The organism is Streptomyces dangxiongensis, from assembly GCF_003675325.1.
Lineage (GTDB): Bacteria > Actinomycetota > Actinomycetes > Streptomycetales > Streptomycetaceae > Streptomyces > Streptomyces dangxiongensis.
On record NZ_CP033073.1, the window covers coordinates 4,618,571 to 4,644,080 of the forward strand.

The following is a 25,510-nucleotide window of genomic DNA, read 5'->3' on the forward strand; positions in this document are numbered from 1 at the left end:
GTCTCTTGACGTTGAGATAAATGAGCGGGGAGAGTGGGAGGCATGACGACGCCGCCCGCCTGGGACCCCGCCCAGTACCTCCGCCACGCCGGCCACCGGGCCCGCCCCTTCACCGATCTCCTCGCCCGCATCCCGGACCCGCCCACCGGCCGGCCACGCGTCGCCGACCTCGGCTGCGGCCCCGGCAACGTCACCGCCCTGCTCGCCGGCCGCTGGCCCACCGCGCACATCACCGGCTACGACAACTCGCCCGCGATGCTCGACAGGGCCCACGTCGAGCACGACGGCCCCACCGCCGGGGGCGGCCGCCTCGACTTCTCCCACGCCGACGTACGCACCTGGACGCCCGAGGAGCCGTACGACCTGATCGTCTCCAACGCCACCCTCCAGTGGGTGCCCGGGCACGCCGACCGCTTCGCCGACTGGACCGCCGCCCTGAACCCCGGCGGCACCCTCGCCTTCCAGGTGCCCGACAACACCGACGCCCCGCTGCACACCCTGATGCGCGACCTCGCTGCCACGCCCCGCTGGCGCGCCCGCCTCGCCGGCGTCCTGCGCCGCCCGGACTCCGTCCACACCCCCGGCGCCTACCTGGACCGCCTGGCCCGCCTCGGCTGCGCCACCGACGTGTGGCAGACGACGTACCTCCACGTCCTCACGGGCGAGGACCCGGTGCTCGACTGGGTCAAGGGCACCGGCCTGCGCCCCGCCCTGACCGCCCTCGCCGACGACCCCGGGGCGCGGGACGCGTTCCTCACCGAGTACCGGGACCTGCTGCGCACGGCCTACCCGCGCGCACCGTACGGGACGGTCCTGCCGTTCCGGCGGCTGTTCGCCGTCGCCCGGAAGACGGGCTGAGCGCACACCCGGGCGCGGCGGGAGGACTGGGGCCCGGGCGCGCCCGGCACCACGGCGCAAGGACTGCGGCCCACGGACCTCAGCTCTTGCGGTGGCCTATCAGCCGCGGCCTCTGCTCCAGTCCGTCCAGGCCGTGCCAGGCCAGGTTCACCAGATGCGCCGCCACCTCCGCCTTCTTCGGGCGGCGCACGTCCAGCCACCACTGGCCGGTCAGCGCGACCATGCCGACCAGCGCCTGGGCGTACAGCGGGGCGAGCTTCGGATCGAAACCGCGGGACTTGAACTCGCGGCCCAGGATGTCCTCCACCTGGGTGGCGATGTCCGAGATCAGCGAGGCGAAGGTGCCCGTGGACTGCGGGATGGGGGAGTCACGGACCAGGATGCGAAAACCGTCCGTGTACTCCTCGATGTAGTCCAGGAGCGCGAAGGCCGCCTGTTCGCACAGCTCACGCGGGTGACCGGCGGTCAGCGAGCTGGTCACCATGTCCAGCAGGCGGCGCATCTCGCGGTCGACCACCACCGCGTACAGCCCCTCCTTGCCGCCGAAGTGCTCGTACACCACCGGCTTGGACACCCCGGCCTTCGCCGCGATCTCCTCCACCGACGTGCCCTCGAAGCCCTTGGCGGCGAAGAGGGTGCGACCGATCTCCAGTAGCTGCTGACGCCGCTCCGCACCGGTCATACGGGTCCGGCGGGTCCGCCGCTGCTTGTCGTTGCCCGGATCACCCGGGGTGCTGCTGAAGTCGGTCGCCACGGCGTCAATCATGCCGCCTCGGCGGTCTCCTTCCGGCGCCGGGAGCCGCCCTCCCCGGTGTCACGGCGTGAATCGATACGCGAGCGTGACGGCCAGCGCACGTCGTACGCCCAGCCGAGCAGCTCGAAGAAGCGGATGAAACGGGCCGACGAGTCGATCTGGCCGCGCATCACCCCGTGCCGCGCCGAGGTGGGGTCGGCGTGGTGCAGGTTGTGCCAGGACTCACCGCACGACAGCACGGCCAGCCACCACACGTTGCCCGACCGGTCCCGCGACTTGAACGGCCGCTTGCCGACCGCGTGACAGATCGAGTTGATCGACCACGTCACATGGTGGAGCAGCGCCACCCGGACGAGTGAGCCCCAGAAGAACGCGGTCGCCGCGCCCCACCAGGACATCGTCACCAGACCGCCGATCAGCGGCGGCAGCCCGAGGGACACGACGGTCCACAGGAGGAACTGGCGGGAGATAGCCCGGATGGCCCTGTCCTTGATCAGATCCGGCGCGTACTTCTCCTGCGGGGTCTGCTCCTCGTCGAACAGCCAGCCGATGTGGGCCCACCACAGCCCCTTCATCAACGCCGGCAGCGTCTCACCGAACCGCCACGGCGAATGCGGGTCGCCCTCGGCGTCGGAGAACTTGTGGTGCCTGCGGTGGTCGGCCACCCAGCGCACCACCGGGCCCTCCACCGCCATCGAGCCCATGATCGCCAGCGCGATGCGCAGCGGCCGCCGGGCCTTGAACGAACCGTGGGTGAAGTACCGGTGGAAACCGATGGTGACGCCGTGGCACGCGAGGAAGTAGAAGAAGACCAACAGGCCCAGATCGAGCCAGCTCACCCCCCGGCCCCAGGCCAGCGGCACGGCCGCCACCAGAGCCACGAAGGGCACGACGATGAACACGAGCAGCGCGATCTGCTCGATCGAACGCTTCTGCTCGCCGCCCAGCGTGGCGGGGGGAGAGGGTGTGTCGGTGGCCTTACGGGCTTCTTCGATCACATCGGAACGTGAGGTCATGCGGTCCCCTGTGGGGTCGAGGGTCAAGACAGGCAGGTGCGGGCCGCCGGGACCGGGTGGACTCGCCGGTACTCCCTACGGTTCCGTAACCTACGGCGCCGTAAGTATCGCAGCGTGCCGCGCCGCGGCAAGAGCCCCGAACCCTGCGCGTCCGCGCGGACACCTATCCTTGGAAGCGGTCGGACAGCGCGGTCCGCTGACGTTTCCCTTCCCGGACGCTCCGGCCCGTATGCGGCGCCCGCCGCCCGGCAGCCGACCGGGTTCCCCTCCAGACGAGCTTCAACACTGCAAGGAGCCGCACCTGTGAGCAGTGCCGACGACCAGACCACCACGGCCAGCACCGAACTGCGCGCCGACATCCGCCGCCTGGGTGATCTCCTGGGCGAGACCCTCGTCCGGCAGGAGGGCCCCGAACTCCTCGAACTGGTCGAGAAGGTCCGCCGCCTCACCCGGGAGGACGGCGAAGCCGCCGCCGAGCTGCTGCGCGGCACGGAGCTGGAGACCGCGGCCAAGCTGGTCCGCGCCTTCTCCACCTACTTCCACCTGGCCAACATCACCGAGCAGGTGCACCGCGGCCGGGAGCTGCGGGCCAGGCGCGCCGCCGAGGGCGGCCTGCTCGCCCGCACGGCCGACCGGCTGAAGGACGCCGACCCCGAACACCTGCGCGAGGCCGTGCAGCACCTGAACGTCCGCCCGGTCTTCACCGCCCACCCCACCGAGGCCGCACGCCGCTCCGTCCTCAACAAGCTCCGGCGCGTCGCCGCCCTCCTGGACACCCCCGTCCTCGACTCCGACCGCCGCCGCCACGACATCCGCCTCGCCGAGAACATCGACCTGGTGTGGCAGACGGACGAGCTGCGCGTCGTACGGCCCGAACCCGCCGACGAGGCCCGCAACGCCATCTACTACCTCGACGAACTGCACGCCGACGCCGTCGGCGACGTCCTGGAGGACCTCACCGCCGAACTCGAACGCGTCGGCGTCAAGCTCCCCGACGACACCCGCCCCCTCACGTTCGGCACCTGGATCGGCGGCGACCGCGACGGCAACCCCAACGTCACCCCCCAGGTGACCTGGGACGTCCTCATCCTCCAGCACGAACACGGCATCAACGACGCCCTCGCCACCATCGACGAGCTGCGCGGCCTGCTCTCCAACTCCATCCGCTACGCCGGAGCCACCGAGGAACTGCTGGAGTCGCTCGGCACCGACCTGGAGCTGCTCCCCGAGATCAGCCCCCGCTACAAGCGCCTCAACGCCGAGGAGCCCTACCGGCTCAAGGCCACCTGCATCCGGCAGAAGCTGGAGAACACCAAGCAGCGCCTCGCCAAGGGCACCCCGCACGAGCCGGGCCGCGACTACCTCGGCACCGGCGAACTGCTGGCCGATCTGCGGATCATCCAGACCTCCCTGCGCGAGCACCGCGGCGGCCTGTTCGCCGACGGCCGCCTCGCCCGCACCATCCGCACCCTGGCCGCCTTCGGCCTCCAGCTCGCCACCATGGACGTCCGCGAACACGCCGACGCCCACCACCACGCCCTCGGCCAGCTCTTCGACCGGCTCGGCGAGGAGTCCTGGCGCTACGCCGACATGCCCCGCGACTACCGCGGCAAGCTGCTCGCCAAGGAGCTGCGGTCCCGCCGGCCCCTGGCGCCGACCCCCGCACCGGTGGACGCGGCCGGCGAGAAGACCCTCGGCGTCTTCCGGACCGTCAGGAAGGCCCTGGAGGTCTTCGGACCCGAGGTCATCGAGTCGTACATCATCTCCATGTGCCAGGGCGCCGACGACGTCTTCGCGGCCGCCGTCCTCGCCCGCGAGGCCGGCCTCCTCGACCTGCACGCCGGCTGGGCGAAGATCGGCATCGTGCCGCTGCTGGAGACCACCGACGAGCTGCGCGCCGCCGACACCATCCTCGAGGACATGCTCTCCGACCCGTCCTACCGGCGCCTGGTCGCGCTGCGCGGCGACGTCCAGGAGGTCATGCTCGGCTACTCCGACTCCTCCAAGTTCGGCGGCATCACCACCAGCCAGTGGGAGATCCACCGCGCCCAGCGCCGCCTGCGCGACGTCGCCCACCGCTACGGCGTCCGGCTGCGCCTCTTCCACGGCCGCGGCGGCACCGTCGGCCGTGGCGGCGGCCCCTCCCACGACGCCATCCTCGCCCAGCCCTGGGGCACCCTGGAGGGCGAGATCAAGGTCACCGAGCAGGGCGAGGTCATCTCCGACAAGTACCTCATCCCCTCGCTGGCCCGCGAGAACCTGGAACTGACCGTCGCGGCCACCCTCCAGGCCTCCGCCCTGCACACCGCGCCCCGCCAGTCCGACGAGGCCCTCGCCCGCTGGGACGCCGCCATGGACGTCGTCTCCGAGGCCGCCCACGGCGCCTACCGCCGCCTGGTGGAGGACCCCGACCTGCCGGCGTACTTCTTCGCCTCCACCCCCGTCGACCAGCTCGCCGACCTGCACCTGGGCTCCCGGCCCTCCCGCCGGCCCGACTCCGGCGCCGGCCTCGACGGCCTGCGCGCCATCCCGTGGGTGTTCGGCTGGACCCAGTCCCGGCAGATCGTCCCCGGCTGGTTCGGCGTCGGCACCGGCCTGAAGGCCCTGCGCGAGGCCGGCCTGGACACGGTCCTGGACGAGATGCACCAGCAGTGGCACTTCTTCCGCAACTTCGTCTCCAACGTCGAGATGACCCTCGCCAAGACCGACCTGCGGATCGCCCAGCACTACGTCGACACCCTGGTCCCGGACGAGCTGCGGCACGTCTTCGACACCATCAGGGCCGAGCACGAGCTGACGGTCCGCGAGGTCCTGCGGGTCACCGGCGAGACCGAACTCCTCGACGCCCACCCGGTCCTCAAGCAGACCTTCACCATCCGCGACGCCTACCTCGACCCGATCTCCTACCTCCAGGTCACCCTCCTCAAGCGGCAGCGCGACGCCGCCGCCGCGGGAGCCAACCCCGACCCGCTGCTCTCCCGCGCCCTGCTCCTCACCGTCAACGGCGTGGCGGCCGGCCTGCGCAACACCGGCTGACCACCCCCGCCCCGGCACAAGGATGCCCCCGAGGCCACCAGGCCCCGGGGGCATCCCGCGTCAGGCGCATCCGCACCCGTCGTAGCCGCGTCGGTGTCCGCGTCCGCCGTCACCGCGACGCCACGAACGCCGCCGCCGTCAGCAGCCCGCGGCACCGCCTCAGGAGTTGTACGTGCCCTGCGCCCGCTCCAGCCCCTCGATCACCAGGGCCTCCACCGCGTCCGCCGCACGGTCCACGAAGTAGTCCAGCTCCTTGCGCTCCGCCCCGGAGAAGTCCTTCAGCACGAAGTCCGCCACCTGCATCCGCCCCGGCGGCCGGCCGATCCCGAACCGCACCCGGTGATAGGCCGGCCCCATCGCCTTCGTCATCGACTTCAGACCGTTGTGCCCGTTGTCGCCGCCGCCCAGCTTCAGCCGCAGCGTGCCGTAGTCGATGTCCAGCTCGTCATGGACCGCCACGACGTTCGCCACCGGCACCTTGTAGAAGTCCTTCAGCGCGTTCACCGGGCCGCCGGACAGGTTCATGTACGACATCGGCTTCGCCAGGATCACCCGGCGGTTGGCCGGCCCCACCGGACCGATCCGCCCCTCCAGGACCTGTGCCTGCGCCTTGCCCGCCCGCTTGAACTTTCCCCCGATCCGCTCCGCGAGCAGGTCGGCCACCATGAAACCGACGTTGTGCCGGTTCATGGCGTAATCCGGCCCGGGATTACCGAGCCCGACGATGAGCCAGGGCTCGCTGGCGGGAGTGCTCACGTCCATCTCTCCTCGATACGCGCCAGCCGCCGCTCCCGGCGAGGGGAGCGGCGGCTGACCGGTTGACGACGACGGCGAGGATCAGGCCTCGGCCGCCTCCCCGCCCTCGGCCTCGCCCGCGGCCTCCTCGGCCTGCGCGGCCAGGACCTGGAGGACGACCGTGTCACCGTCGACGGCCAGCGTGGTGCCGGACGGGAGCGGGATGTCCTTGGCGAGGACGGAGGCACCGGCCGACAGGCCCTCGATGGAGACGGTGACCGACTCGGGGATGTGCGTGGCCTCGGTCTCCACCGGCACGGTGTTCAGCACGTGCTCCAGCAGGTTGCCGCCCGGGGCCAGCTCGCCCTCGGTGTGCACGTAGATCTCGACGTTGACCTTCTCGCCGCGCTTCACGAGCTGCAGGTCGACGTGCTCCAGGTAGCCCTTCACCGCGTCACGCTGCACGGCCTTCGGGATCGCCAGCTCGTTGGCCTTGCCGTCGATGTCCAGCGAGATCAGGACGTTCGGCGTACGCAGCGCCAGCAGCAGCTCGTGACCCGGGAGGGTCAGGTGCAGCGGGTCGGAACCGTGGCCGTACAGCACACCGGGAACCTTGTTGTCACGGCGGATGCGGCGGGCGGCACCCTTGCCGAACTCGGTGCGGGTCTCGGCGGCGAGCTTGACCTCGGACATGTGAATCACTCCTCGTAGAACTCGGAACGGACGTGGTCACCCGGCCACGAACGGCCTGCTACGAAGAGCGCGTCGATAACGGACCACCACGTTCGCGGAAACGAACACGGCCTCCCTCGCCGAGCAACTCGTGCAGTTTACTCGGAAAGGGAGGCCGCACCCAAAAGGATCAACGGCTAACGCCGGCGACGACGGTGCAGAAACCTCACTGCTCGTCGAAGAGGCTGGTCACCGAGCCGTCCTCGAAGACCTCACGCACCGCGCTCGCGATCGTCGTGGCGATCGACAGCACCGTGATCTTGTCCAGATCCACCGCCAGCTCACCAGGCGTCGGCAGCGTGTCCGTGAACACGAACTCGCTCACCCGCGAGTTCTTCAGCCGGTCCGCCGCCGGACCCGACAGCACACCGTGCGTCGCCGTCACGATGACGTCCTCCGCACCGTGCGCGAACAGCGCGTCCGCTGCCGCACAGATCGTCCCACCCGTGTCGATCATGTCGTCGACCAGGACACACACCCGGCCCTCGACCTCACCCACGACCTCGTGGACGGTCACCTGGTTCGCCACGTCCTTGTCACGCCGCTTGTGCACGATCGCCAGCGGCGCACCGAGCCGGTCGCACCACCGGTCCGCCACCCGCACCCGGCCGGCGTCCGGCGAGACCACCGTCAGCTTGCTCCGGTCCACCTTGCGGCCCACGTAGTCCGCCAGCAGCGGCAACGCGAACAGATGATCCACCGGACCGTCGAAGAAGCCCTGGATCTGGTCCGTGTGCAGATCCACCGTCAGGATCCGGTCCGCACCCGCCGTCTTCATCAAGTCGGCGATCAGCCGCGCCGAGATCGGTTCACGGCCCCGGTGCTTCTTGTCCTGCCGGGCGTAACCGTAGAACGGCACGATCACCGTGATGGAACGAGCCGACGCACGCTTCAGCGCGTCGATCATGATCAGTTGCTCCATGATCCACTTGTTGATCGGAGCCGTGTGGCTCTGGATCAGGAAGCAGTCCGCACCACGAGCCGACTCCTGGTAACGGACGTAGATCTCACCGTTCGCGAAGTCGAAGGCCTTCGTCGGGACGACCCCGACACCTAGCTGCTGGGCGACCTCCTCGGCAAGCTCGGGGTGGGCGCGGCCGGAGAAGAACATCAACTTCTTCTCGCCGGTCGTCTTGAACCCGGTCACAGCACTGTCTCCTCAGAGGTTGTCTCAGCCAACCGGCTGCTCGGCGACCTCTCGGCTGGGCGTGAGAGGCCGTATCAGCGGATAGGGGTGCGGGTGCACGCGTGCGGATGTGCACTTATCACGGTACGCCGTGTTCGGCCCACCCGTTCGCGCTCAGTCCTCGCGCTCACCCTGCCGCGACGCCGCCTCCGCCGCCTTCGCCGCCGCACTCCCCGGACGCTTCCGCGCCACCCAACCCTCGATATTCCGCTGCTGGCCACGGGCCACGGCCAGCGAACCCGGCGGCACATCCTTCGTGATCACCGACCCGGCAGCGGTGTAGGCACCGTCCCCGACCGTGACAGGAGCCACAAACATGTTGTCCGAACCCGTCCGGCAGTGCGACCCGACCGTCGTGTGGTGCTTGTCCTGACCGTCGTAGTTCACGAACACACTCGCCGCCCCGATGTTCGTGTACTCACCGATCGTCGCATCCCCCACGTACGACAGATGCGGAACCTTCGTCCCCTCACCGATCGACGCGTTCTTCGTCTCCACGTACGTCCCGATCTTGCCCTTCGCACCCAGCCGCGTCCCCGGACGCAGATACGCGTACGGCCCGACGACCGCCCGCGCACCGATCCGCGCCCCCTCCGCCACCGAGTTGTCCAGGCGCGCCCCCGCACCCACGAGCGTGTCCCTCAGCCGGCTGTTCGGCCCGACCTCGCACCCCTCACCCAGATGCGTCGACCCGGACAACTGCGTCCCCGGATGCACGACGACGTCCCGCTCGAACGACACCGTCACATCCACCCAGGTGGTCGCCGGATCCACCACCGTCACCCCGTCCAGCATCGCCCGCGTCAACAACCGGTCGTTCAGGATCCGGCGCGCCTGAGCCAACTGCACCCTGTTGTTGATCCCGGCGATCTCCCGGTGATCACCGGCCACCGACGCCCCGACCCGGTGCCCGGCCTCCCGCAGGATCCCCAGCACGTCCGTGAGGTACTCCTCACCCTGACTGTTGTCCGTCCGCACCTTCTTCAGCGCGTCCGCCAGCAACGGCCCGTCGAATGCGAACACCCCGCTGTTGATCTCCCGGATCGCCCGCTGCTCCCCGGTCGCGTCCTTGTGCTCCACGATCGCGGTGACGGCCCCCGTCGCCCCGTCCCGCACGATCCGGCCGTACCCGGTCGCGTCCGGCACCTCGGCCGTCAGCACGGTCACCGCGTTGCCGTCCGCCCGGTGCGTCTCGGCGAGACGCGTCAGCGTGTCCCCGGTGAGCAGCGGGGTGTCCCCGCACACCACCACGACGGTGCCGTCCACGGTCCCGCCCAGCTCCTCCAGGCCCATCCGTACGGCGTGTCCGGTGCCGTTCTGCTGCGCCTGCACGGCCGTGCGCACGTCCGGGTCGATCTCCGTCAGGTGCGCGGTGACCTGCTCACGGGCGTGCCCCACCACGACGACCAGGTTCTGCGGGTCCAACTCGCGCGCGGCGGCCAGCACATGTCCGACCAGGGAGCGGCCGCAGAGCTGGTGGAGGACCTTGGGTGTGGCCGACTTCATACGGGTGCCCTCACCCGCGGCGAGAACGACGACGGCGGCCGGGCGGATGGCGCTCACGGGGTTGCCCTTCGGCTCTGGATGGGTGGGGGTGACAGCCGCAGGATACCGGGGCGGGTTGGGGGGGAAATGAGTGCGGGCCCTGACGGTGAGGTCAGGGCCCGGTCGTGTGTGGCTCCCCTGCCAGGACTCGAACCTGGAACAAATCATCCAAAGTGACCCGTGTTGCCGATTACACCACAGGGGAGTGTGTAAGCCCCTTAACGGACATTTGGCTAGTCCGTGGAGGCCGCGGCACCTACTATGCCGCACCACCAGCCCTCGATGCGACGGTACAAGTCGGCACCCTTCAGGACTTTGATCACGAGACAGCCGCGGTAGTCGTCACACCGGTGTTCCTGCGGACCGTCCTGGGGTTGTGCTTCTTGAGGGTGGTCTTGTTGAAGGCGCGGATGTCGGCGTCGACGAGGTCCGCCCAGTACCGCTCGGCGCCCGCCACGTCGGCGTTCTCATGGATCGTCACCGTGTAGCGGATGCGGTCGCGCTCCACGCCGACGAGGCGCAGCCGAGCGAGGAACACCCTGATCATGCCGGGGTCGCTGTTGACGGAGACGACGCACTCCCGGCGGTCGTAGGGCTTGTCCTTGCCGCCCTCGGCCCAGTAGAGGCCGACACCGATCAGGAACAGCTCGCGGTCGGAGAGTTCGCCGACCTCCGCCGCGGCCGCCGTTTGGTCGCGGCGCGTTCGCGGTCCTGCGCCGCCCGCACGGCCGCGAGGCCCTCGTTCATCAGGGCCCGCTGTTCCTCGGGGGTGTAGCGCGGCTCCGGCTTCGGCAGGTCCCGTACCCACAGGGAGACCGAACTCCGCGAACACCCCAGCTCCGCCTGGATCCGGTCGTAGGTCCAGCCTTCGCGTCGTAGCTCCCGCGCCCTCTCCCGCAGGCCGTCCTTCGCGTTCGGGCGCTTCGTCCATTCCTGCGGCGGCTCCCCCTTCACCAGCTGGTTGAGGGTGTCGTTGTTGAAGACCTTCAGCTCGTCCCGGATCTGGCGGAGGCTGTGACCCGCCCGTCGCAGGGCGACCGCGCGTCGGCGCAGGGACTCGAAGTCGGGGGGTGTGCCGGGTGCGTGTGTCATACGCATACCGTCCGGGTGGAATGTCGGGTTCCGGGGGTGGACGGCGGCGGTTCACCAGTTCGGGGGATAGCGGTGGGTTTCGAGGCCGTTCGGTTACGGAGTGTGGCGTGTGGAGGTAGGGGAAACTCACCGGAAAAGCCGCACCTCCCGCCCGTAGGCTGGGTGCATGACCACGACGGGGGAAGACCATGCCAGGGCTCTGACCGGCCCCTGGTGGTGGGCCAGGTGGCGCAGCGCGGTGCTCGACGGGAGTGTCGCGCTGGTGTCCGCCGTGGAGTGCGGTGCGGAGGGGATCCCGTTCGCCCGGGACTCGGGTGTCCCGGTGTGGGTGGGGATCGTGTTCGGGGTGATCGCCGGGTCGGTGCTGTTGCTGCGGCGGAAGTGGCCGATCGCGGTGGTGCTGGTGGCGATCGCGATCACGCCGGCGCAGATGGGCTTTCTGCTGGGGGTGGTGGGCCTGTACACGCTCGCCACGTGTGAGCTGCCGCGGCGGGTCCTCGCCGCGTTGGCGGGGATGTCGCTGCTGGGGACGGCGGTGGTGACGTTCGTGCGGGTGCGGCAGGACATGGCGCGGGGGGATCTGACGCTCGGTGACTGGTTCCTGCCGTTCGCGGCGGTGACGACGGCGCTGGGTCTGACGGCGCCGCCGCTGCTGCTGGGGCTGTACGTGGGGGCGCGGCGGCGGCTGATGGAGAGTCTGCGGGAGCGGGCGGACTCGCTGGAGCGGGAGTTGCAGCTCCTCGCGGAGCGGGCGGAGGAGCGGGCCGAGTGGGCGCGTAACGAGGAGCGGACGCGGATCGCGCGTGAGATGCACGACGTGGTCGCGCACCGGGTGAGTCTGATGGTGGTGCACGCGGCGGCGCTTCAGGCGGTGGCGCGGAAGGAGCCGGAGAAGGCTGTGCGGAATGCCGCGCTGGTGGGGGACATGGGGCGGCAGGCGTTGACCGAGTTGCGGGAGATGCTCGGGGTGTTGCGGGCGGGGGAGGGTGTGGGCCGGCGGGCTGCTTCGGCGTCGTCGTTGGCGGCGGTCGGGGAGGCTGCCGCGGCGGCGGCTTCGCGGGTGGCCGAGGCGGAGGGGGCGGTTGGAGGGTCCCTGGCTGTCGGAGCTGGAGGAGCTGGTGGGGCAGTCGGCTGCCGCGGGGATGGTGGTGGAGCTGTCGGTGCAGGGGGAGGTGCGGTCGTATGCGGCGGAGGTCGAGCAGACGGCGTACCGGGTGGTGCAGGAGGCGTTGACGAACGTCCACAAGCATGCGGCGGGTGCGAAGACGTATGTGCGGCTGGCGCACCGGGTGTCGGAGATCGCGATGCAGGTGGAGAACGAGCCGCCGCCGGAGCCCGCGTCGGCGTCGGCGGGGCTGCCGTCGGGCGGGAACGGGCTGGTGGGGATGCGGGAGCGGGTCGCGGCGCTGGGCGGGGTGTTCGTGTCGGGGCCGACGGATGCGGGCGGGTTCCGGGTGTCGGCGGTGATTCCGGCGGTGTAGGGCGGGGCGGGCGGGTGGTGGCCGTGGTCCCGGTGGTGTGGGGCGGGTGCTCGGCCGTCGCTCAGCCGGCGGTGAGGCGTACGGGTGGGATGCCGGTGATGAGGGTGGTCAGGGCGTGGTCGATGTCGGGGCCGAGATACCAGTCGCCGGTGTGGTCGACGGTGTAGACGCGGCCTTCGGTGTCGATGGCGAGGACGGCGGCGGTGTCGGTCTCCTCGCCGAGCGGGCACAGCTCGGTGCCGAGGGCGCGGCCGAGGTCGCCGAGGGTGCGGGCGAGGTGGCGGCCGTGCAGGGGGTCGAGGCGGAGGGTGGCGGGGGCGATCTGGCGGCCGGGGCCGGTGGGGGTGATGTCGAGTCCGCCGAACTCGGCCCAGGCCTCGACGGCGGCGGGGAAGATGGTGTGCCGGTGGCCTGCGGGTGAGGTGTGTTCGCGCAGGGTGTCGGCCCAGATCTCGGCCTGTTTTATGTCCCAGCGTCCGGGGTGCCAGCCGGCGGCGCGCAGGGCGGCGTCGACGGGCACGGAGAAGCGTGTGGAGGACCCTGCCGGGGTGCGGGGGGCCGGGGGCTGGGGGGTGGAGGCGCGGTCGGGGTGCATCTGCCCTTCGTTCGTCGTGCTCGCGGGGTCGTGCCGGTGCGGCGGGTTCCGTCGGCGGGTTGTGTCGGCGGGTTGTGTCGGCGGTTTCTGTCAGTCGTCTCCGTCAGTGGTTCCTGCCAGTGGTCCTGTCGTGGTGGACGGGGGCGGTCGCCGTCGGTCGGGCCCGGCGGGTGTGGTCACGGGTGTGGTCAGCCGTCGGTCGGGGTGGGGTCGACGATGCGGACGCCGAAGTGGGCGCTGAGGGCGGTGCAGGCGCGGCAGGGGGCGGCGAAGCTGCCGTGGAGGGGGTCGCCGTCCTCGCGTATGCGGCGGGCGGTGAGCTTGGCGTTTCGGAGCGCTTTGCGGGCCTCGCCGTTGGTCATGGGTCTGCGGGCGGCGCGTTTGCTGCGGGCGGCGTCGGCGGTGGTGAGGTGCCGTGAGATGAGTATGGTCTCGGCGCAGCGTCCGGTGAAGCGGTCGCGTTGGGCGCTGGTGAGGGTGTCGAGGAAGTCCTGGACCAGGGGGTGCAGGGCGGGCGGCTGGTCGCTGCGGGTGGCGGTGCAGGTGAGGATGGCGCCGCGGACGGAGAGGGCGGCGGCGATGGTGGGCATGATGCCGTCGCGGCGGTGCCGGAGGGTGGGGGCGGGGGGTGTGCCGGTGCCGCTCCAGCCGATGCGGGGGTCGCCGGCCCGCACGTCGGCACCTCCGGTCTGCAACGCGTTCATGGTCGTTTTCCCTCCCGGGGCGTCCCCCTGACGGACACAGGGTGCCAAATGCCGTGGCTGGTGGGGAAGCTGGGGCGGCGCGACACGCCCGTGCGAGGGTGGGTGGTGACGGTGGGTTGACGGCTGGTCACGGAGGCGGGCGAGGGGGTGCGGCGCGCGGGGAGCGGGGGTGGTGGCGGGGACGCGGTGGGCCGGTGACCGTGGTGGGCGTACCGCATAGGCTGTCGCCGTCCGCGATCGACACCGCCGTTCAGGCGCCACAGACAACGCCGCAGGGGGCAACCGCCATGACGACAGGTCGGCTCGGGCTGGGGGCACCGCCCAGCCGCCAGGCCGGGGGACGAGTCGCGCCGCCGAACGCGGCCTACGCCGGGCAGGTCGTGCACTTCCCGGACCCGGTGCGGGCGGCGCGTCACCCGAGAGGGGTACGGGTCGACGAGCACGGTCACCCGGATTTCTCGCCGTACGCGCGCGTGGCGGTGGAGATCGCCGAGCCCCCGGAGGGGTTCGGCGTGGACGAGCTGCGGCTGACGGACTACGTGTCGGCGAACGCCGCGCTGGCGGCGCAGGGCCACACGTTGTGGGACACGGTGCCGGATGTGGCGACGCCGCACGGCTGGACGTGGCATCACGTGGCGGGAACGCGGCGGCTGGAGCTGATCCCGGTCGAGGTGAAGGCGTTGCTGCGGCACCACGGCGGGGTGGCGACGGCGCCGGTGGACCACACCAAGCGGGGGACGCGGCCGTTGCAGGAGGCGCGGCCGGCGCACTTCCGTCTGCCGAAGTCGGGTGTGGCGGTGCCGGAGACGCAGGTGCAGGGGCTGGAGGAGGATCTGGGCTACCGGCTCCCCGGCGCGTACCGCTCGTTCCTGAAGGCGGCGGGCGGTTGCGCGCCCGTCGGCGCGGCGCTGGACGCCGAGCTGGGGCTGCTGCTGGACCAGCCGTTCTTCACGGTGCGGGACGAGGCCGCGGTCAACGACCTGGCGTACGTGAACAAGTGCCTGCGGGACCATCTGACGAAGGACTACCTCGGTGTCGTCTTCGTGCAGGGCGGCCTGCTCGCGGTGAAGGTGAAGGGTGAGCGGGCCGGTTCGGTGTGGTTCTGCGCGTACGACGATGTGCGGGACGTGGACCCGTCGTGGTCGCCGGCGGAGCGGGTGGAGCGCCTGCTGCTGCCGTGCGGGGACGACTTCGACGCCTTCCTGTCCCGGCTGGCCGGCCATCCGCCGGAGTTGGAGACGGTGGCGGATCTGATGGTCGACGGCGGTTTCGTACGTGCCGTCCCGGTGTCCTCCGGCTCGGCGTCGCCGGGTCCGGCGGGGGAGTGAGCTGACGACGATGGTGACGTACGCGCAGGCGCAGGAGCGCGCCGAGGAGTGGGTCAACGGCGACGTGCCGGCGTACCAGCACCGTGAGGTGCGGGTGCGGGAGTTCGAGCTGGGTTTCGTGGTGTGGGGTGAGGACCGGGCGGAGGGTCCGCGGTCCGACGCGGGCGGCCAGCGACTGGTCATCGCCCGGGACAGCGGGGAGGCGACGCTGTGGCCCGCCCTGCCGGTGGGTGAGGTGATCCGCCGGTACGAGGAGGAGTACGGCCGCCCCGACGGGCCCGAGGACGCGGCACCGGTGGCTGCCGCCCGGGTGGACCTGAACCAGACGTCGTTCCTGCTGACTCCGCCGGAGTGGTTGCAGGAGGCGGCGGACAGGCTGGGAGTGGGAGAGCGCCGGGACGAGGCCGGCTCGGGGCCGGCAACGGGGCCGGAATCGTCCGAGGGTTCGGGTGTCGCCGGGGGTTCGGGGCCGTCCGGGGGGCCGGGGTCGGCTTCCGGGCCGGGCTTTGATCCGGCTGGGGCTGGGGCTGGGGCTGGGGGTCCGGCTGGCGCTGCGGGTCCGGGACCGGGTCCGGCTGGCGCTGCCGGTGCGGCCGTGGGTCCGGTTGCGGCTGGCGCTGCGGCTGCGGGCCCGGGTCCGGTTGCGAGTTCGGCCTCTGCTGCCGCGGTCGCTGACGCGGTGCCGGGCGTGGCGTCCTCCGGCGCCGCGGCCTCCCTGGGCGGAGGCGCGCCGGCGCAGACGCAGGCCGGGCTGCCGATGGGGGCGTCCGCGGGGGAGCGGAGCGGTGCCGGGGCGCCCGGCCCGGTGGACGTGCCTCCGGGAGCCACCCCCTGGGCCGGTACCGACACCAACGGCGGTGAGGACGACCGTTCCGTGCCGCTGCCCGCGACGGTGTTCGCGCCGCCGCTCAGCGACCAGGGCGCCCCGCCGCGCCCGCCGATGGCCGCGCCGGACGCGCCGACGGCGCTGATGTCGGGCGGTAGCCAGTTGCCGCCGACGGCGATCGCACCGGCGCTCGACGCGTCGTTCGCGCCGGGCGCGCAGGACGTTCCGCCGGGCGTGCCGGGAGACGCGTCCGCCGCCGGCGCCGCGCCGGGTGCCGGGCAGGGCGGCACGCCCCCGCCCCCGTCGGGCGCGCCGGTGTACGGCACCCCGCAGGCGCAGACGGTCCCGGGGACTCCGCCCCCGCCTCCCACGATGCCGGGCGCGCCGGGCGCCCCGCAGAGCAGCACGCCGCCGCCTTTGCCGCCGGTCGGGCCGTCGTCCGGCTATCCGCAGGGCGCCGGTCCGCAGGATGCCCCGGGGTACGGCTACCCGCTGGCGCCGGCCGGGCCGGGCGTCCCGGGACGGCGGCTCGCGCCGAACGCCGGGGACATCGCGGACGCCGCGACGAGCAAGGCGGCGCCGCCGCCGAAGAAGGCCCGCGGTGGAGCGGGAGCACCTCCGCCGCCCCCGGGTGTCCCCGGTCTGCCGGGCGCGCGCCCGGGGAACGCGGCGACGCCGCCCGCGCCGGGCGCGTCCGAGGGCGGATACGTGCCGACGCAGCTTGTCTCGGCGCTCGGACCCGAGGGGCCGGCGGGGCCTGAGGGGCTTGCCGGGTCCGAGGGCCGGGGTGGCACGGGCGCGCCGGCCGGTCCGGGGAGCGTGGACGGGACGCGGGCGCCGGGCGCGCCGAACGCTCCGGGCGCCCCCCGTCCGCCTGTCGCACCCCCGGGCGCTCCGGGCGGTACGCCTGCGGGCGGCGTCCACCAGGCGGCCACGATGCTGGCCGGTCCCGGCCCGATGGGCGGGACCGGCACACCCCAGCCTCCGGGCGCCCCGGGCGCGCCGGTTGCGGGGGGCTCCCCGGGCATGCCGTACCCGCCCGGCGCTCCGGGGGGCCCGGGTGGCCCGGGTATGCCCCACCACCCCGGCCCGCCCCAGCCTCCGGGCGCTCCCGGGATGCACGGTGCCGTGCACCATGCCGAGACCGTGCTGTCCGCGCCTCCGCCGTCCGGCCCGGGCATGCCCCCGCCGCCCGCCCCCGGCGCGCTCGGTGCGCCGGGCGCACCCGGCATGTCCCCGGGCGCACCGGGAGCCCCGCCGATGCCGCCTGGTGCGATGCCGCCGCCTGGTGCGATGCCACCGCCCGGTGGGCCGTTCCCCGGGCAGGCCGGGGCGTACGGGTATCCGCAACTGGGGCAGCCGACGGTCGGCCCCGGTTATCAGGCGGTGCTGCGCTACCGCGCGCAGGACGGTTCGGAGCAGCAGCTGATCCGGCGTTCGGCGCCGGGTACGCCGCACCCGGAGTGGCAGATCTTCCATGAGCTGCGGGTGATGAACGTACCGCCGGACCAGGTGCTGGAGCTGCACACGGAGCTTGAGTCGTGCGAGCTGCCGGGTGCCTACTGTGCGCGGATGATCCGGGAGCAGTGGCCGCAGGCGCGGATCGCGAGCATCGCGCCGTACGGCACCGATCACGCGAGCCGGCAGCAGGGCATGCGGCAGTTGCTGGCGCACCAGGGCGAGTTGCACCAGGTGGCGGACGGTCCCGCGCGGCCGGCGCCGGTGCGGGCGCCGTTGCCGCCGGTGCAGGCCGTGCCGCCCGTCCCGCCGGAGGGCGTCGCGCAGGAGCTGGCCGCGGCGTTCGGGCCGGGGGTCTTCCGGTTCGAGCAGCAGGCGGTCTCCCGGCAGGGTGTGCCGCCGGTCGTGGCGCACACGCTGGTGGTGGCGGGGCTGCCGCTGGACATGGGCCCGTTCTTCTGGGCGCAGGCGCAGCCGGGCCGTCCGGTGCCGACGCTGGCGGAGCTGGCGGCGGAGCGGAGGGTGCAGCCGGCCGCGGACGCGGGCTCGTACCTCGTCATGGGCACCGACTTCGGCAAGGCGGTCTGTGTGCAGTACGGGACGGCGAACATCGTGGCCGTTCCGGTGGAGGCGGGGCCGGGCGGGGCGCCGGTGCCGCCGCAGTTCGTGAACTCCGGGCTGCCGGAGTTCGTCCGCTGCCTGGCCCTGCTGGGCCGGATGTGGCGGCTGCGGTACGGGCTGAACCAGGAGCAGGCGGGCCGCTGGACCGTCGATTTCCAGGCGCAACTGGCCGCGCTGGACCCGGCGGCGCTCGGGTCGCCGGAGAGCTGGTGGTCGGTGCTGCTGGAGCAGATGTGGGACGGACTGCTGTAGCGGACACCGGCCGGGTGTGAGCCCTCGTGCCCTTCACGCGCGCGTGAAGGGCACGAGGCGTTTGCGGGCACCTGGGGCACCCGTCGGTGAGGCGTGCGGGGACACCGACCGTGACGTGACTGCGGAGTGTCGCGTTATGAACACTTACGTCCCATCCATCAAGATGTGCGCGAAATCATCCCGTCGTGTATGTCCGGTGGAGAGGGGTTCCAGGATGAGCAGCGCAGCGATGCCGCCGCACGGCTTCGTGACCGTCCGGGGGCGCGGCTACCGCCCCGACCAGGTCCACGCGTACCTGGAGGCGCTCTCCGAGGACCGCGACGCCGCCTGGGAGCGTGCCGCCCGGCTGACGGTGCTCGCCCGGGAGATGGAGGAGGAGGCCGTACGGCTGCGGGAGACCGTCGCGCAGCTCGCGCCGCAGACGTACGAGACGCTCGGGGAGCCCGCGCGGCGCCTGTTCCAGCTCGCACTGGAGACATGTGCCGACCTGCGGGAACGCACGCGGTGCGAGACCGGGCAGGAGGTCGCGCGGGCCGAGGAGCGGGCCGAGGAGGTGCGCCGGGAGGCGCGGGAGGCCGCGGACGCGGTCCGCGCGGAGGCCGACGAACGCGCCGGCGAGTGCCTCCTCGCCGCGCGTGCCGAGGCCGACGGCCACCGGGTCGGCGCCCGGTGCGAGGTGAAGGAAGGGCGCGGGCAGGCGCTCGCGGCGTTGCGCGAGACGCGGCAGCGCATCACCGCGATGCTCGCCGAGCACGCCCGGGAGCAGGCCGAACGCTGGGCCGAGGCCGAACGTGAGGAGGCCGAACGGGTGGCCGCGCTGGACGCCGGGCACGCCGAACGGGTGAGCCGGGCCGAGGCGGAGCTGTCCGCGGCCGAGCGGGCTCTGGCGGAGGCCCAGGAGTCCGCGCGCCGCCGAGAGGAGGAGGCACACGCGCGTGCCGCCGAGACCGTCGCCGACGCGCGCGTGCGCGGGGAGCGCATCGCCCGGGAGACCGAGCGGGTGCTGCGTGAGCACAGTGAGACCTGGGACGACGTCCAGGCGCACATGGACTCCGTACGCGACAGCCTCATCTCGCTGACCGGGAGGGTGGCCATGGAGTAGCGGCCGGTGCGGTCACCGCGGGGTCCCGGAGCGGCGGCCGGTGCGGCGCACGCGTCGTCAGTCCTCCTCCCGTACCGCGCCCGCCAGGATCCGGGCCTCCACCGCCTCGTACCGGTGCCGCTGCCGTTCCGCCCCCGCGCGGCCGGACAGCACCGTGCCCAGCCAGCCGAAGAGGAAGCCGGCCGGGATGGAGACGGGGCCGGTGGTGGTGAACGGGAACCAGGCGAAGTGGGCGTGCGGGAACGCCGCGGTGAGCGATCCGGAGACCAGCTCGGTGCCCGGCATGAGCAGCAGCACGGGCAGGGAGTCCCCGATCAGCGCGCCGAGCAGCCCGGCGCGGGTGTAGCGGCGCCAGAAGAGGGCCGTAGACCAGGGCGGGGGCGAGCGCGGAGGCGCCCAGGCAGAACGAGAGCGTCACCAGGGGCTGGAGGCTGTGGTGCTGCACCAGGGTGGCCAGCAGGATCGTCGGCGCGCCGATGGCGAGCGCCGAGACGCGCGCCAGGGTCATCTCGCGGCGGGCCGGCATCTCCTGCACCCGGGCCGCGAACACGTCGTGGGCGAGGGAGTTGGCGCAGGCGAGGATCATCCCGGCCACCGAGGCGAGCAGGGTCAGGAAGATCGCGGCGGTGACCAGGGTGAACAGGAAGGTCTCCGCGCCGTTCACTCCTCGTCGAGCACCGGGAACCGGCGTGGCGCCACCAGCAGCAGGAGGACGAACGCCAGTGCCGCCGCTGCCGCCGCGCCGAGGTACACCGCGTGCACCGCCTCCGCGATCGCCCGCCGGGTGGTCTCCGGGGCCGTACCGGCGCGCAGCGCGCGTGTGACGGAGTCCAGGTCGCCCGCGCCGCCCAGCCGCGCGGCCAGCACGCCGTTGGCGACGGCGCCGAACAGGGACGCGCCCACGGTCTGCCCGGTCTGCCGGCAGAAGAGCACCGACGCGGTCGTGGTGCCCCGCTCCGACCAGCCCACCGTCGACTGCACCCCGACGATCAGCGGTAGCTGGAACAGTCCGAGCGCCCCGCCGAGCAGCAGCATCAGCAGCGTCGGCTGCCACCAGGACCCGGGGTACGGCAGGAAGGGGAACGCGGACAGGATCAGCGCGGCCAGGCCGATGCCGAGCAGCGCGGTGTCCCGGAAGCCGATCCTGCGGTAGACGTGCTGGCTGAGCGCGGCCGTCACCGGCCAGCTCAGCGTCCATACCGACAGCACGAACCCCGCGGCCACCGGCGCGAGCCCGAGCACCGACTGCGCGTACGTCGGCAGGAACACCGCCGGTGCCACCATCAGCAGCCCCAGCGCGCCGAGCGCCAGATTGACGGCCGCGATCGTCCGGCGCCGCCACACCCACCCCGGGATGACCGGCTCCGCGGCCCGCCGTTCCACCGCGACCACCACGCCGACCAGGGCGAGGCCGGTGGCGAACAGGGCCAGGGACGGTGCCGACAGCCACGGCCAGGCCACCCCGCCCTGCACCAGCGCGGTCAGCAGCACCCCGCCGCACGCGAACACCGCCAGCGCGCCGGCCCAGTCCACGCGCGCGTGGCGCGGGTGCCGCCGTTCGGGTTCGTGCAGGTGACGGACGATCAGCCACAGCGCGGCGGTGCCGATCGGCAGGTTGACCAGGAAGATCCAGCGCCAGTCGGTGTACGCGGCGAGCACCCCGCCCAGCCCGGGGCCGGCCACCGCGGCCACCGCCCACACCGTGGACAGCCTGGACTGGATCTTCGGGCGTTCCGCCAGCGGATACAGGTCGGCGGCCAGGGTCTGCACCGTGCCCTGCAACGCCCCGCCGCCCAGGCCCTGCACGATCCGGAACGCGATCAGCGCCGCCATGTTCCAGGCCGCCGCGCACAGCAGCGAACCCAGCAGGAACACGGCCGCGCCCACCACCAGCACCGGCTTGCGGCCGAAGGTGTCGGACAGTTTGCCGTAGACGGGCAGCGTGACGGTGACGGCGAGCAGATAGCCGGAGAACAGCCACGAGAAGACGGAGAACCCGCCCAGGTCGCCGACGATCTGCGGTACGGCCGTGGCGACGATGGTGGAGTCGAGCGCCGCCAGTGCCATCGCCAGCATCAGGGCGGCGACCACCGCACCCCGTCGGCCGGTGTTGAACTGTCGCGCGGCCCCGCCGCGTATCGCCGGTGTCGTGCTCCCCACCGCATTCCCCTCCCGTCAGCCCTGCCGGGCGGCGTTCCGTGCCCCCTGCACCTGTCGCCCGGACGACAGCCTCCCACGGCGGGCGGGACACCGGCCCTGACGCGGCACAAGGGTGGAGGCCTCCCGCACCGAAGGGTGGAGGCGACCCCGGAAACGGCTCCACCCGGCGGTGGAGCACCCCTAGGGGTATCTCCGTATCACGGCTCGGGGAGGGGTCGTCCCGGCGGAGGACGAGGCCGGCCGGGGGGAGTCCCTAACCTGGTTTCAACGCCGCTGGGGGGTGGCGGACCGTACCGGCGGGGGTGGGGTTCACCCCCCGGAAAGACGGGGCTCCGCACCAGCGCGCGCCACCCCCGTCGGCCGCGAGACTCGACGACGTATCCAGGACGGCCGCCCGGCACACCGGGGCTTCGCACCGACCTGTCCATGACATAGGAGACATACCGTGACATCGGCTGTGACCATTCCCAGGCACGGGGGCACTGGAGGGCGTACGGCCGTTGCCGCACGGGCGCGACAGGTCGTGAAGGCGTACGGGTCCGGCGAGACCCGCGTCGTCGCCCTCGACCATGTCGACGTGGACATCGACCGCGGCCGGTTCACCGCGATCATGGGCCCCTCCGGGTCCGGCAAGTCCACCCTGATGCACTGCCTCGCCGGCCTCGACACGGTGACCAGCGGTCACATCCACCTGGACGAGACCGAGATCACCGGGCTGAAGGACAAGAAGCTCACCCAGCTCCGCCGGGACCGGATCGGCTTCATCTTCCAGGCGTTCAACCTGCTGCCGACGCTGAACGCGATCGAGAACATCACGCTCCCCATGGACATCGCCGGCCGCAAGCCCGACCGGGCCTGGCTGGACCGGGTGGTGGAGACCGTCGGGCTCGCCGGACGGCTCAAGCACCGGCCGACCCAGCTCTCCGGCGGCCAGCAGCAGCGCGTCGCCGTGGCCCGCGCGCTCGCCGCCCGCCCGGAGGTCATCTTCGGGGACGAGCCGACCGGGAACCTCGACTCGCGCGCGGGAGCGGAGGTCCTGGGCTTCCTGCGCCGCTCCGTGGACGAACTCGGGCAGACCATCGTGATGGTCACCCACGACCCCGTGGCCGCCTCCTACGCCGACCGCGTGCTCTACCTCGCCGACGGCCGCATCGTCGACGAGATGCACCACCCGACGGCCGACCAGGTCCTGGACCGCATGAAGGACTTCGACGCCCGGGGGCGCACGTCATGACCGTCCTGAAGACGTCGATGCGCAACTTCTTCGCGCACAAGGGACGCATGGCGCTGTCGGCGGTCGCCGTCCTGCTGTCCGTGGGCTTCGTGTGCGGCACCCTGGTGTTCACCGACACGATGAACACCACCTTCGACAAGCTGTTCCAGGCGACCGCCTCGGACGTCACGGTCAGCGCCGACGGCTCCTCCGACAACGGGCAGACCGTCTCCCGCACCGGCAAGCCGCCCGTCATGCCGGCCTCCGTGCTCGGCCGGGTCCGCGGCACCCGGGGCGTCGAGTCCGCCGAGGGCACGGTGTTCTCCACCACGGCGACCGTCGTGGACGCCGGCAAGGACAAACTGTCACCGAGCAGCGGCGCGCCCACCATCGTCGGCGGCTGGAACCGCAACGACGCCCGCACGATGGACATCACCTCCGGTACGGCGCCCAAGGGCCCGAACCAGGTGATGGTCGACGCCGACACCGCGGGCAAGCACCACCTGCGTCTCGGTGACGAGATCGGCGTGATCACGGCCGTGGGCACGCACCACGCGCGCTTGTCCGGCATCGCCGCCTTCCGGGTCACCAACCCCGGCGCGGCCCTCTTCTACCTGGACACCCGGACCGCCCAGCAGGTCATCGTCGGCCGGACCGGCGTCTACACCGACGTCAACGTCACCGCCGCCAAGGGCGTGACGGACGCGCGGCTGAAGAAGAACGTCACCGCCGCCCTCGGGCACACCTACAAGGTGCGGACCGCCAAGGAGGTCGCCGACGCCAACCGGAAGAGCGTCGGGAGCTTCCTGAACGTCATGAAGTACGCGATGCTCGGCTTCGCCGGGATCGCCTTCCTGGTCGGCATCTTCCTGATCATCAACACCTTCTCCATGCTGGTCGCCCAGCGCACCCGGGAGATCGGCCTGATGCGCGCCATCGGCTCCTCCCGCAAGCAGGTCAACCGGTCGGTGCTGGTCGAGGGGCTGCTGCTCGGCGTGATCGGCTCCGTGCTCGGTGTCGGCGCGGGCATCGGCCTCGCCGTCGGCCTGATGAAACTCATGGGCCAGATGGACATGCACCTGTCCACCGACGACCTGACGGTCGCCTGGACCACCCCGGCGATCGGCCTGCTGCTCGGCGTGGTCGTCACCGTGCTCGCCGCCTACCTCCCCGCCCGGCGCGCCGGCAAGGTCTCCCCGATGGCCGCCCTGCGCGACGCGGGCGCCCCCACCGACGCCAGGGCCGGCGCCGTCCGGGCCGGCATCGGCCTGCTCCTCACCGCCGCCGGCGCCTGGAGCCTGTCCACCGCCGCCACCGCCGACCGCGCCACGACCGGGTCGGTCTGGCTCGGCCTCGGCGTGGTGCTCACCCTGATCGGGTTCGTCGTCATCGGCCCGCTGCTCGCCGCCGGTCTGGTCCGCGTCCTCGGCGTGGCCGTCCTGCGGGTCTTCGGGCCCGTCGGCCGGATGGCCGAACGCAACGCCCTGCGCAACCCGCGCCGCACCGGCGCCACCGGCGCCGCCCTGATGATCGGCCTCGCCCTCGTGGCCTGCCTGTCGGTGGTCGGCTCCTCCGTGGTGGCCTCCGCCACCGACCAGCTCGACAGGACCGTGGGCGCGGACTTCATCGTCGAGGAGGACCAGGGCCAGGTCATCGACGCGCCGGCCGTCGAAGCCGTCAAGCGCGCACCCGGCCTCGCGCGGGTCACCGAGTACAAGGTGCTGGACGCCTCCCTGACCACCCCCGACGGCCGCACCACCAGCAGGAAGACGGTCAACGCCGCCGACCCGGCCTACGCGCGCGACGTGCGCACCAAGACCGTGGCCGGCCGGCTCGCCGACGCCTACGCACCCGACTCGATGTCCGTCTTCGAGGGCTTCGCCAAGGACCACGGCGTCAGGCTGGGCTCCACCGTCGCCGTCCACTTCAAGGGCGGCAGGACGGCGGAACTCACCGTCCGCGCGATCACCAGCGACGACGCCGTCATCGACAAGGGCGCGATGTACGCGTCCATCGCCACCGCCGCGCGGTACGTGCCCGCCGACCGGATGCCGCTGGACCAGTCGGTCCTCGCCACGGCCAAGGACGGCCAGGAGAAGACCGCCTACCGGGCGCTGAAGTCGGCCCTGCACGAGTTCCCGCAGTACACCGTGCGCGACCAGACCGACTACAAGCAGGAGCTGAAGGACCAGATCGGCCAGCTCCTGAACATGATCTACGGCCTGCTCGCCCTCGCGATCATCGTCGCCGTCCTGGGCGTGGTGAACACCCTGGCCCTGTCGGTGGTCGAGCGGACCCGGGAGATCGGCCTCATGCGGGCCATCGGCCTCTCCCGCCGCCAGTTGCGCCGCATGATCCGCCTGGAGTCCGTGGTCATCGCCGTCTTCGGGGCGCTCCTGGGCCTCGGCCTGGGCATGGGCTGGGGCGCCACCGCCCACGAACTCCTCGCCCTGGAGGGTCTGACCGTCCTGGACATCCCCTGGCCGACGATCATCGCGGTCTTCGTGGGCTCCGCGTTCGTGGGCCTCTTCGCCGCGCTCGTCCCGGCGTTCCGGGCGGGCCGGCTGAACGTCCTGAACGCCATCGCGACGGACTAGCCGCACCGCACCGCGCCGACCGCCACCGCACACGGGGGTTGCGGGGGAAGAACCCGGTGCCGGGACGCCTTCGGGCGCCACCGGCACCGGGTTTCCCCGAGTCGGCACCGGCTCCTCTCCGCCACCGCGCGGGACGCCGGACGACGGCGGTCGTCAAAAGCGGGCGTCGTCCACAGCCGTGTTCCCAGGGGGCGTCCACAGCCGTGTGCCCGGTGGTTG

16 protein-coding genes, 1 tRNA gene and 3 pseudogenes are annotated in these 25,510 nt (G+C 72.5%); 8 read left to right on the forward strand and 12 right to left on the reverse strand.

Annotated elements, in window-relative coordinates; translation table 11 throughout:
- Positions 1-42 precede the first annotated feature (42 nt).
- Positions 43-858, forward strand: a complete 816-nt coding sequence (locus D9753_RS20810) for a trans-aconitate 2-methyltransferase (RefSeq protein ID WP_121788358.1) — start codon at positions 43-45, stop codon at positions 856-858.
- 79 nt (positions 859-937) lie between these two features.
- On the opposite strand, the gene D9753_RS20815 is transcribed toward D9753_RS20810, so the two are convergent.
- Together D9753_RS20815 and D9753_RS20820 are read right to left on the reverse strand one after the other, a co-directional pair.
- The gene (locus D9753_RS20815; RefSeq protein ID WP_121788359.1) at positions 938-1,624 is read right to left on the reverse strand and encodes a TetR/AcrR family transcriptional regulator; all 687 of its coding nucleotides are present in this window, start codon (positions 1,622-1,624) and stop codon (positions 938-940) included.
- Complete coding sequence (locus D9753_RS20820) at positions 1,621-2,628, reverse strand: acyl-CoA desaturase (RefSeq protein WP_121788360.1); 1,008 nt, start codon at positions 2,626-2,628, stop codon at positions 1,621-1,623. The genes D9753_RS20815 and D9753_RS20820 overlap by 4 nt, the downstream gene beginning before the upstream one ends.
- Positions 2,629-2,931: 303 nt before the next feature.
- On the opposite strand from D9753_RS20820, the gene ppc reads away from it, so the two are divergent.
- Complete coding sequence (ppc, locus tag D9753_RS20825; protein WP_121788361.1) at positions 2,932-5,664, forward strand: phosphoenolpyruvate carboxylase; 2,733 nt, start codon at positions 2,932-2,934, stop codon at positions 5,662-5,664.
- 159 nt (positions 5,665-5,823) lie between these two features.
- Here the strand turns inward: ppc and pth are convergent, their stop codons facing one another.
- The 6 genes and pseudogenes from pth to D9753_RS20855 form a co-directional block, all read right to left on the reverse strand.
- Positions 5,824-6,426, reverse strand: a complete 603-nt coding sequence (gene pth, locus D9753_RS20830; RefSeq protein WP_121788362.1) for an aminoacyl-tRNA hydrolase — start codon at positions 6,424-6,426, stop codon at positions 5,824-5,826.
- Positions 6,427-6,501: 75 nt separating this feature from the next.
- Positions 6,502-7,092: a 50S ribosomal protein L25/general stress protein Ctc gene (locus D9753_RS20835; RefSeq protein WP_121788363.1), complete on the reverse strand. Its 591-nt coding sequence runs from the start codon at positions 7,090-7,092 to the stop codon at positions 6,502-6,504.
- A 205-nt stretch (positions 7,093-7,297) separates the two neighbouring features.
- A complete protein-coding gene (locus tag D9753_RS20840; protein ID WP_121788364.1) occupies positions 7,298-8,278 on the reverse strand; it encodes a ribose-phosphate diphosphokinase in 981 nt (326 codons plus the stop codon).
- Positions 8,279-8,431: 153 nt separating this feature from the next.
- The gene (gene glmU, locus D9753_RS20845) at positions 8,432-9,880 is read right to left on the reverse strand and encodes a bifunctional UDP-N-acetylglucosamine diphosphorylase/glucosamine-1-phosphate N-acetyltransferase GlmU (protein ID WP_121788365.1); all 1,449 of its coding nucleotides are present in this window, start codon (positions 9,878-9,880) and stop codon (positions 8,432-8,434) included.
- A gap of 112 nt (positions 9,881-9,992) precedes the next feature.
- Positions 9,993-10,067 (reverse strand) — tRNA-Gln (locus tag D9753_RS20850).
- A 28-nt stretch (positions 10,068-10,095) separates the two neighbouring features.
- Positions 10,096-10,954, reverse strand: a pseudogene (locus D9753_RS20855) (hypothetical protein).
- Between the two features lie 166 nt (positions 10,955-11,120).
- Between D9753_RS20855 and D9753_RS20860 the strand changes: the two are divergent.
- Positions 11,121-12,435 (forward strand): annotated as a pseudogene (locus tag D9753_RS20860) (sensor histidine kinase).
- 61 nt (positions 12,436-12,496) lie between these two features.
- On the opposite strand, the gene D9753_RS20865 reads toward D9753_RS20860, so the two are convergent.
- Together D9753_RS20865 and D9753_RS20870 are read right to left on the reverse strand one after the other, a co-directional pair.
- Positions 12,497-13,030: an SUKH-3 domain-containing protein gene (locus D9753_RS20865; RefSeq protein ID WP_121788366.1), complete on the reverse strand. Its 534-nt coding sequence runs from the start codon at positions 13,028-13,030 to the stop codon at positions 12,497-12,499.
- 188 nt (positions 13,031-13,218) lie between these two features.
- Positions 13,219-13,734, reverse strand: coding sequence for a YwqJ-related putative deaminase (locus D9753_RS20870; protein WP_121788367.1), 516 nt, complete (start codon positions 13,732-13,734; stop codon positions 13,219-13,221).
- Positions 13,735-14,021: 287 nt separating this feature from the next.
- Here D9753_RS20870 and D9753_RS20875 point away from each other — a divergent pair, with 287 nt between their 5' ends.
- The 3 genes from D9753_RS20875 to D9753_RS20885 all read left to right on the forward strand — a co-directional run bounded on the left by D9753_RS20875 (position 14,022) and on the right by D9753_RS20885 (position 19,321).
- On the forward strand, positions 14,022-15,062 hold the full coding sequence (locus tag D9753_RS20875; protein ID WP_121788368.1) for an SMI1/KNR4 family protein: 1,041 nt from the start codon (positions 14,022-14,024) through the stop codon (positions 15,060-15,062).
- Between the two features lie 10 nt (positions 15,063-15,072).
- Positions 15,073-18,219 carry an SUKH-4 family immunity protein gene (locus tag D9753_RS20880; RefSeq protein ID WP_121788369.1) on the forward strand — a complete coding sequence of 1,049 codons (3,147 nt, stop codon included), beginning with the start codon at positions 15,073-15,075 and terminating at the stop codon, positions 18,217-18,219.
- Between the two features lie 214 nt (positions 18,220-18,433).
- A complete protein-coding gene (locus D9753_RS20885; RefSeq protein WP_121788370.1) occupies positions 18,434-19,321 on the forward strand; it encodes a cellulose-binding protein in 888 nt (295 codons plus the stop codon).
- Positions 19,322-19,378: 57 nt separating this feature from the next.
- Here the strand turns inward: D9753_RS20885 and D9753_RS39705 are convergent.
- A pseudogene (locus tag D9753_RS39705) lies at positions 19,379-19,985 on the reverse strand (sodium:solute symporter family transporter); the annotation flags it as partial.
- The gene (locus D9753_RS20895; protein ID WP_121788371.1) at positions 19,982-21,481 is read right to left on the reverse strand and encodes an MFS transporter; all 1,500 of its coding nucleotides are present in this window, start codon (positions 21,479-21,481) and stop codon (positions 19,982-19,984) included. The pseudogene D9753_RS39705 and the gene D9753_RS20895, both read right to left, overlap by 4 nt.
- Before the next feature lie 445 nt (positions 21,482-21,926).
- Here D9753_RS20895 and D9753_RS20900 point away from each other — a divergent pair, with 445 nt between their 5' ends.
- Together D9753_RS20900 and D9753_RS20905 are read left to right on the forward strand one after the other, a co-directional pair.
- The gene (locus D9753_RS20900; RefSeq protein ID WP_121788372.1) at positions 21,927-22,715 is read left to right on the forward strand and encodes an ABC transporter ATP-binding protein; all 789 of its coding nucleotides are present in this window, start codon (positions 21,927-21,929) and stop codon (positions 22,713-22,715) included.
- Positions 22,712-25,291, forward strand: coding sequence for an ABC transporter permease (locus D9753_RS20905; protein ID WP_121788373.1), 2,580 nt, complete (start codon positions 22,712-22,714; stop codon positions 25,289-25,291). The genes D9753_RS20900 and D9753_RS20905 overlap by 4 nt, the downstream gene beginning before the upstream one ends.
- Positions 25,292-25,510 lie beyond the last annotated feature (219 nt).

Bases quoted from the DNA above. Each gene is read 5' to 3' on its own strand.
- D9753_RS20810 (WP_121788358.1), top strand. From the start codon at position 43: ATGACGACGCCGCCCGCCTGGGACCCCGCCCAGTACCTCCGCCACGCC.
- D9753_RS20815 (WP_121788359.1), bottom strand. From the start codon at position 1,624: ATGATTGACGCCGTGGCGACCGACTTCAGCAGCACCCCGGGTGATCCG.
- D9753_RS20820 (WP_121788360.1), bottom strand. From the start codon at position 2,628: ATGACCTCACGTTCCGATGTGATCGAAGAAGCCCGTAAGGCCACCGAC.
- pth (WP_121788362.1), bottom strand. From the start codon at position 6,426: ATGGACGTGAGCACTCCCGCCAGCGAGCCCTGGCTCATCGTCGGGCTC.
- D9753_RS20835 (WP_121788363.1), bottom strand. From the start codon at position 7,092: ATGTCCGAGGTCAAGCTCGCCGCCGAGACCCGCACCGAGTTCGGCAAG.
- D9753_RS20865 (WP_121788366.1), bottom strand. From the start codon at position 13,030: ATGCACCCCGACCGCGCCTCCACCCCCCAGCCCCCGGCCCCCCGCACC.
- D9753_RS20870 (WP_121788367.1), bottom strand. From the start codon at position 13,734: ATGAACGCGTTGCAGACCGGAGGTGCCGACGTGCGGGCCGGCGACCCC.
- D9753_RS20875 (WP_121788368.1), top strand. From the start codon at position 14,022: ATGACGACAGGTCGGCTCGGGCTGGGGGCACCGCCCAGCCGCCAGGCC.
- D9753_RS20880 (WP_121788369.1), top strand. From the start codon at position 15,073: ATGGTGACGTACGCGCAGGCGCAGGAGCGCGCCGAGGAGTGGGTCAAC.
- D9753_RS20885 (WP_121788370.1), top strand. From the start codon at position 18,434: ATGAGCAGCGCAGCGATGCCGCCGCACGGCTTCGTGACCGTCCGGGGG.
- D9753_RS20905 (WP_121788373.1), top strand. From the start codon at position 22,712: ATGACCGTCCTGAAGACGTCGATGCGCAACTTCTTCGCGCACAAGGGA.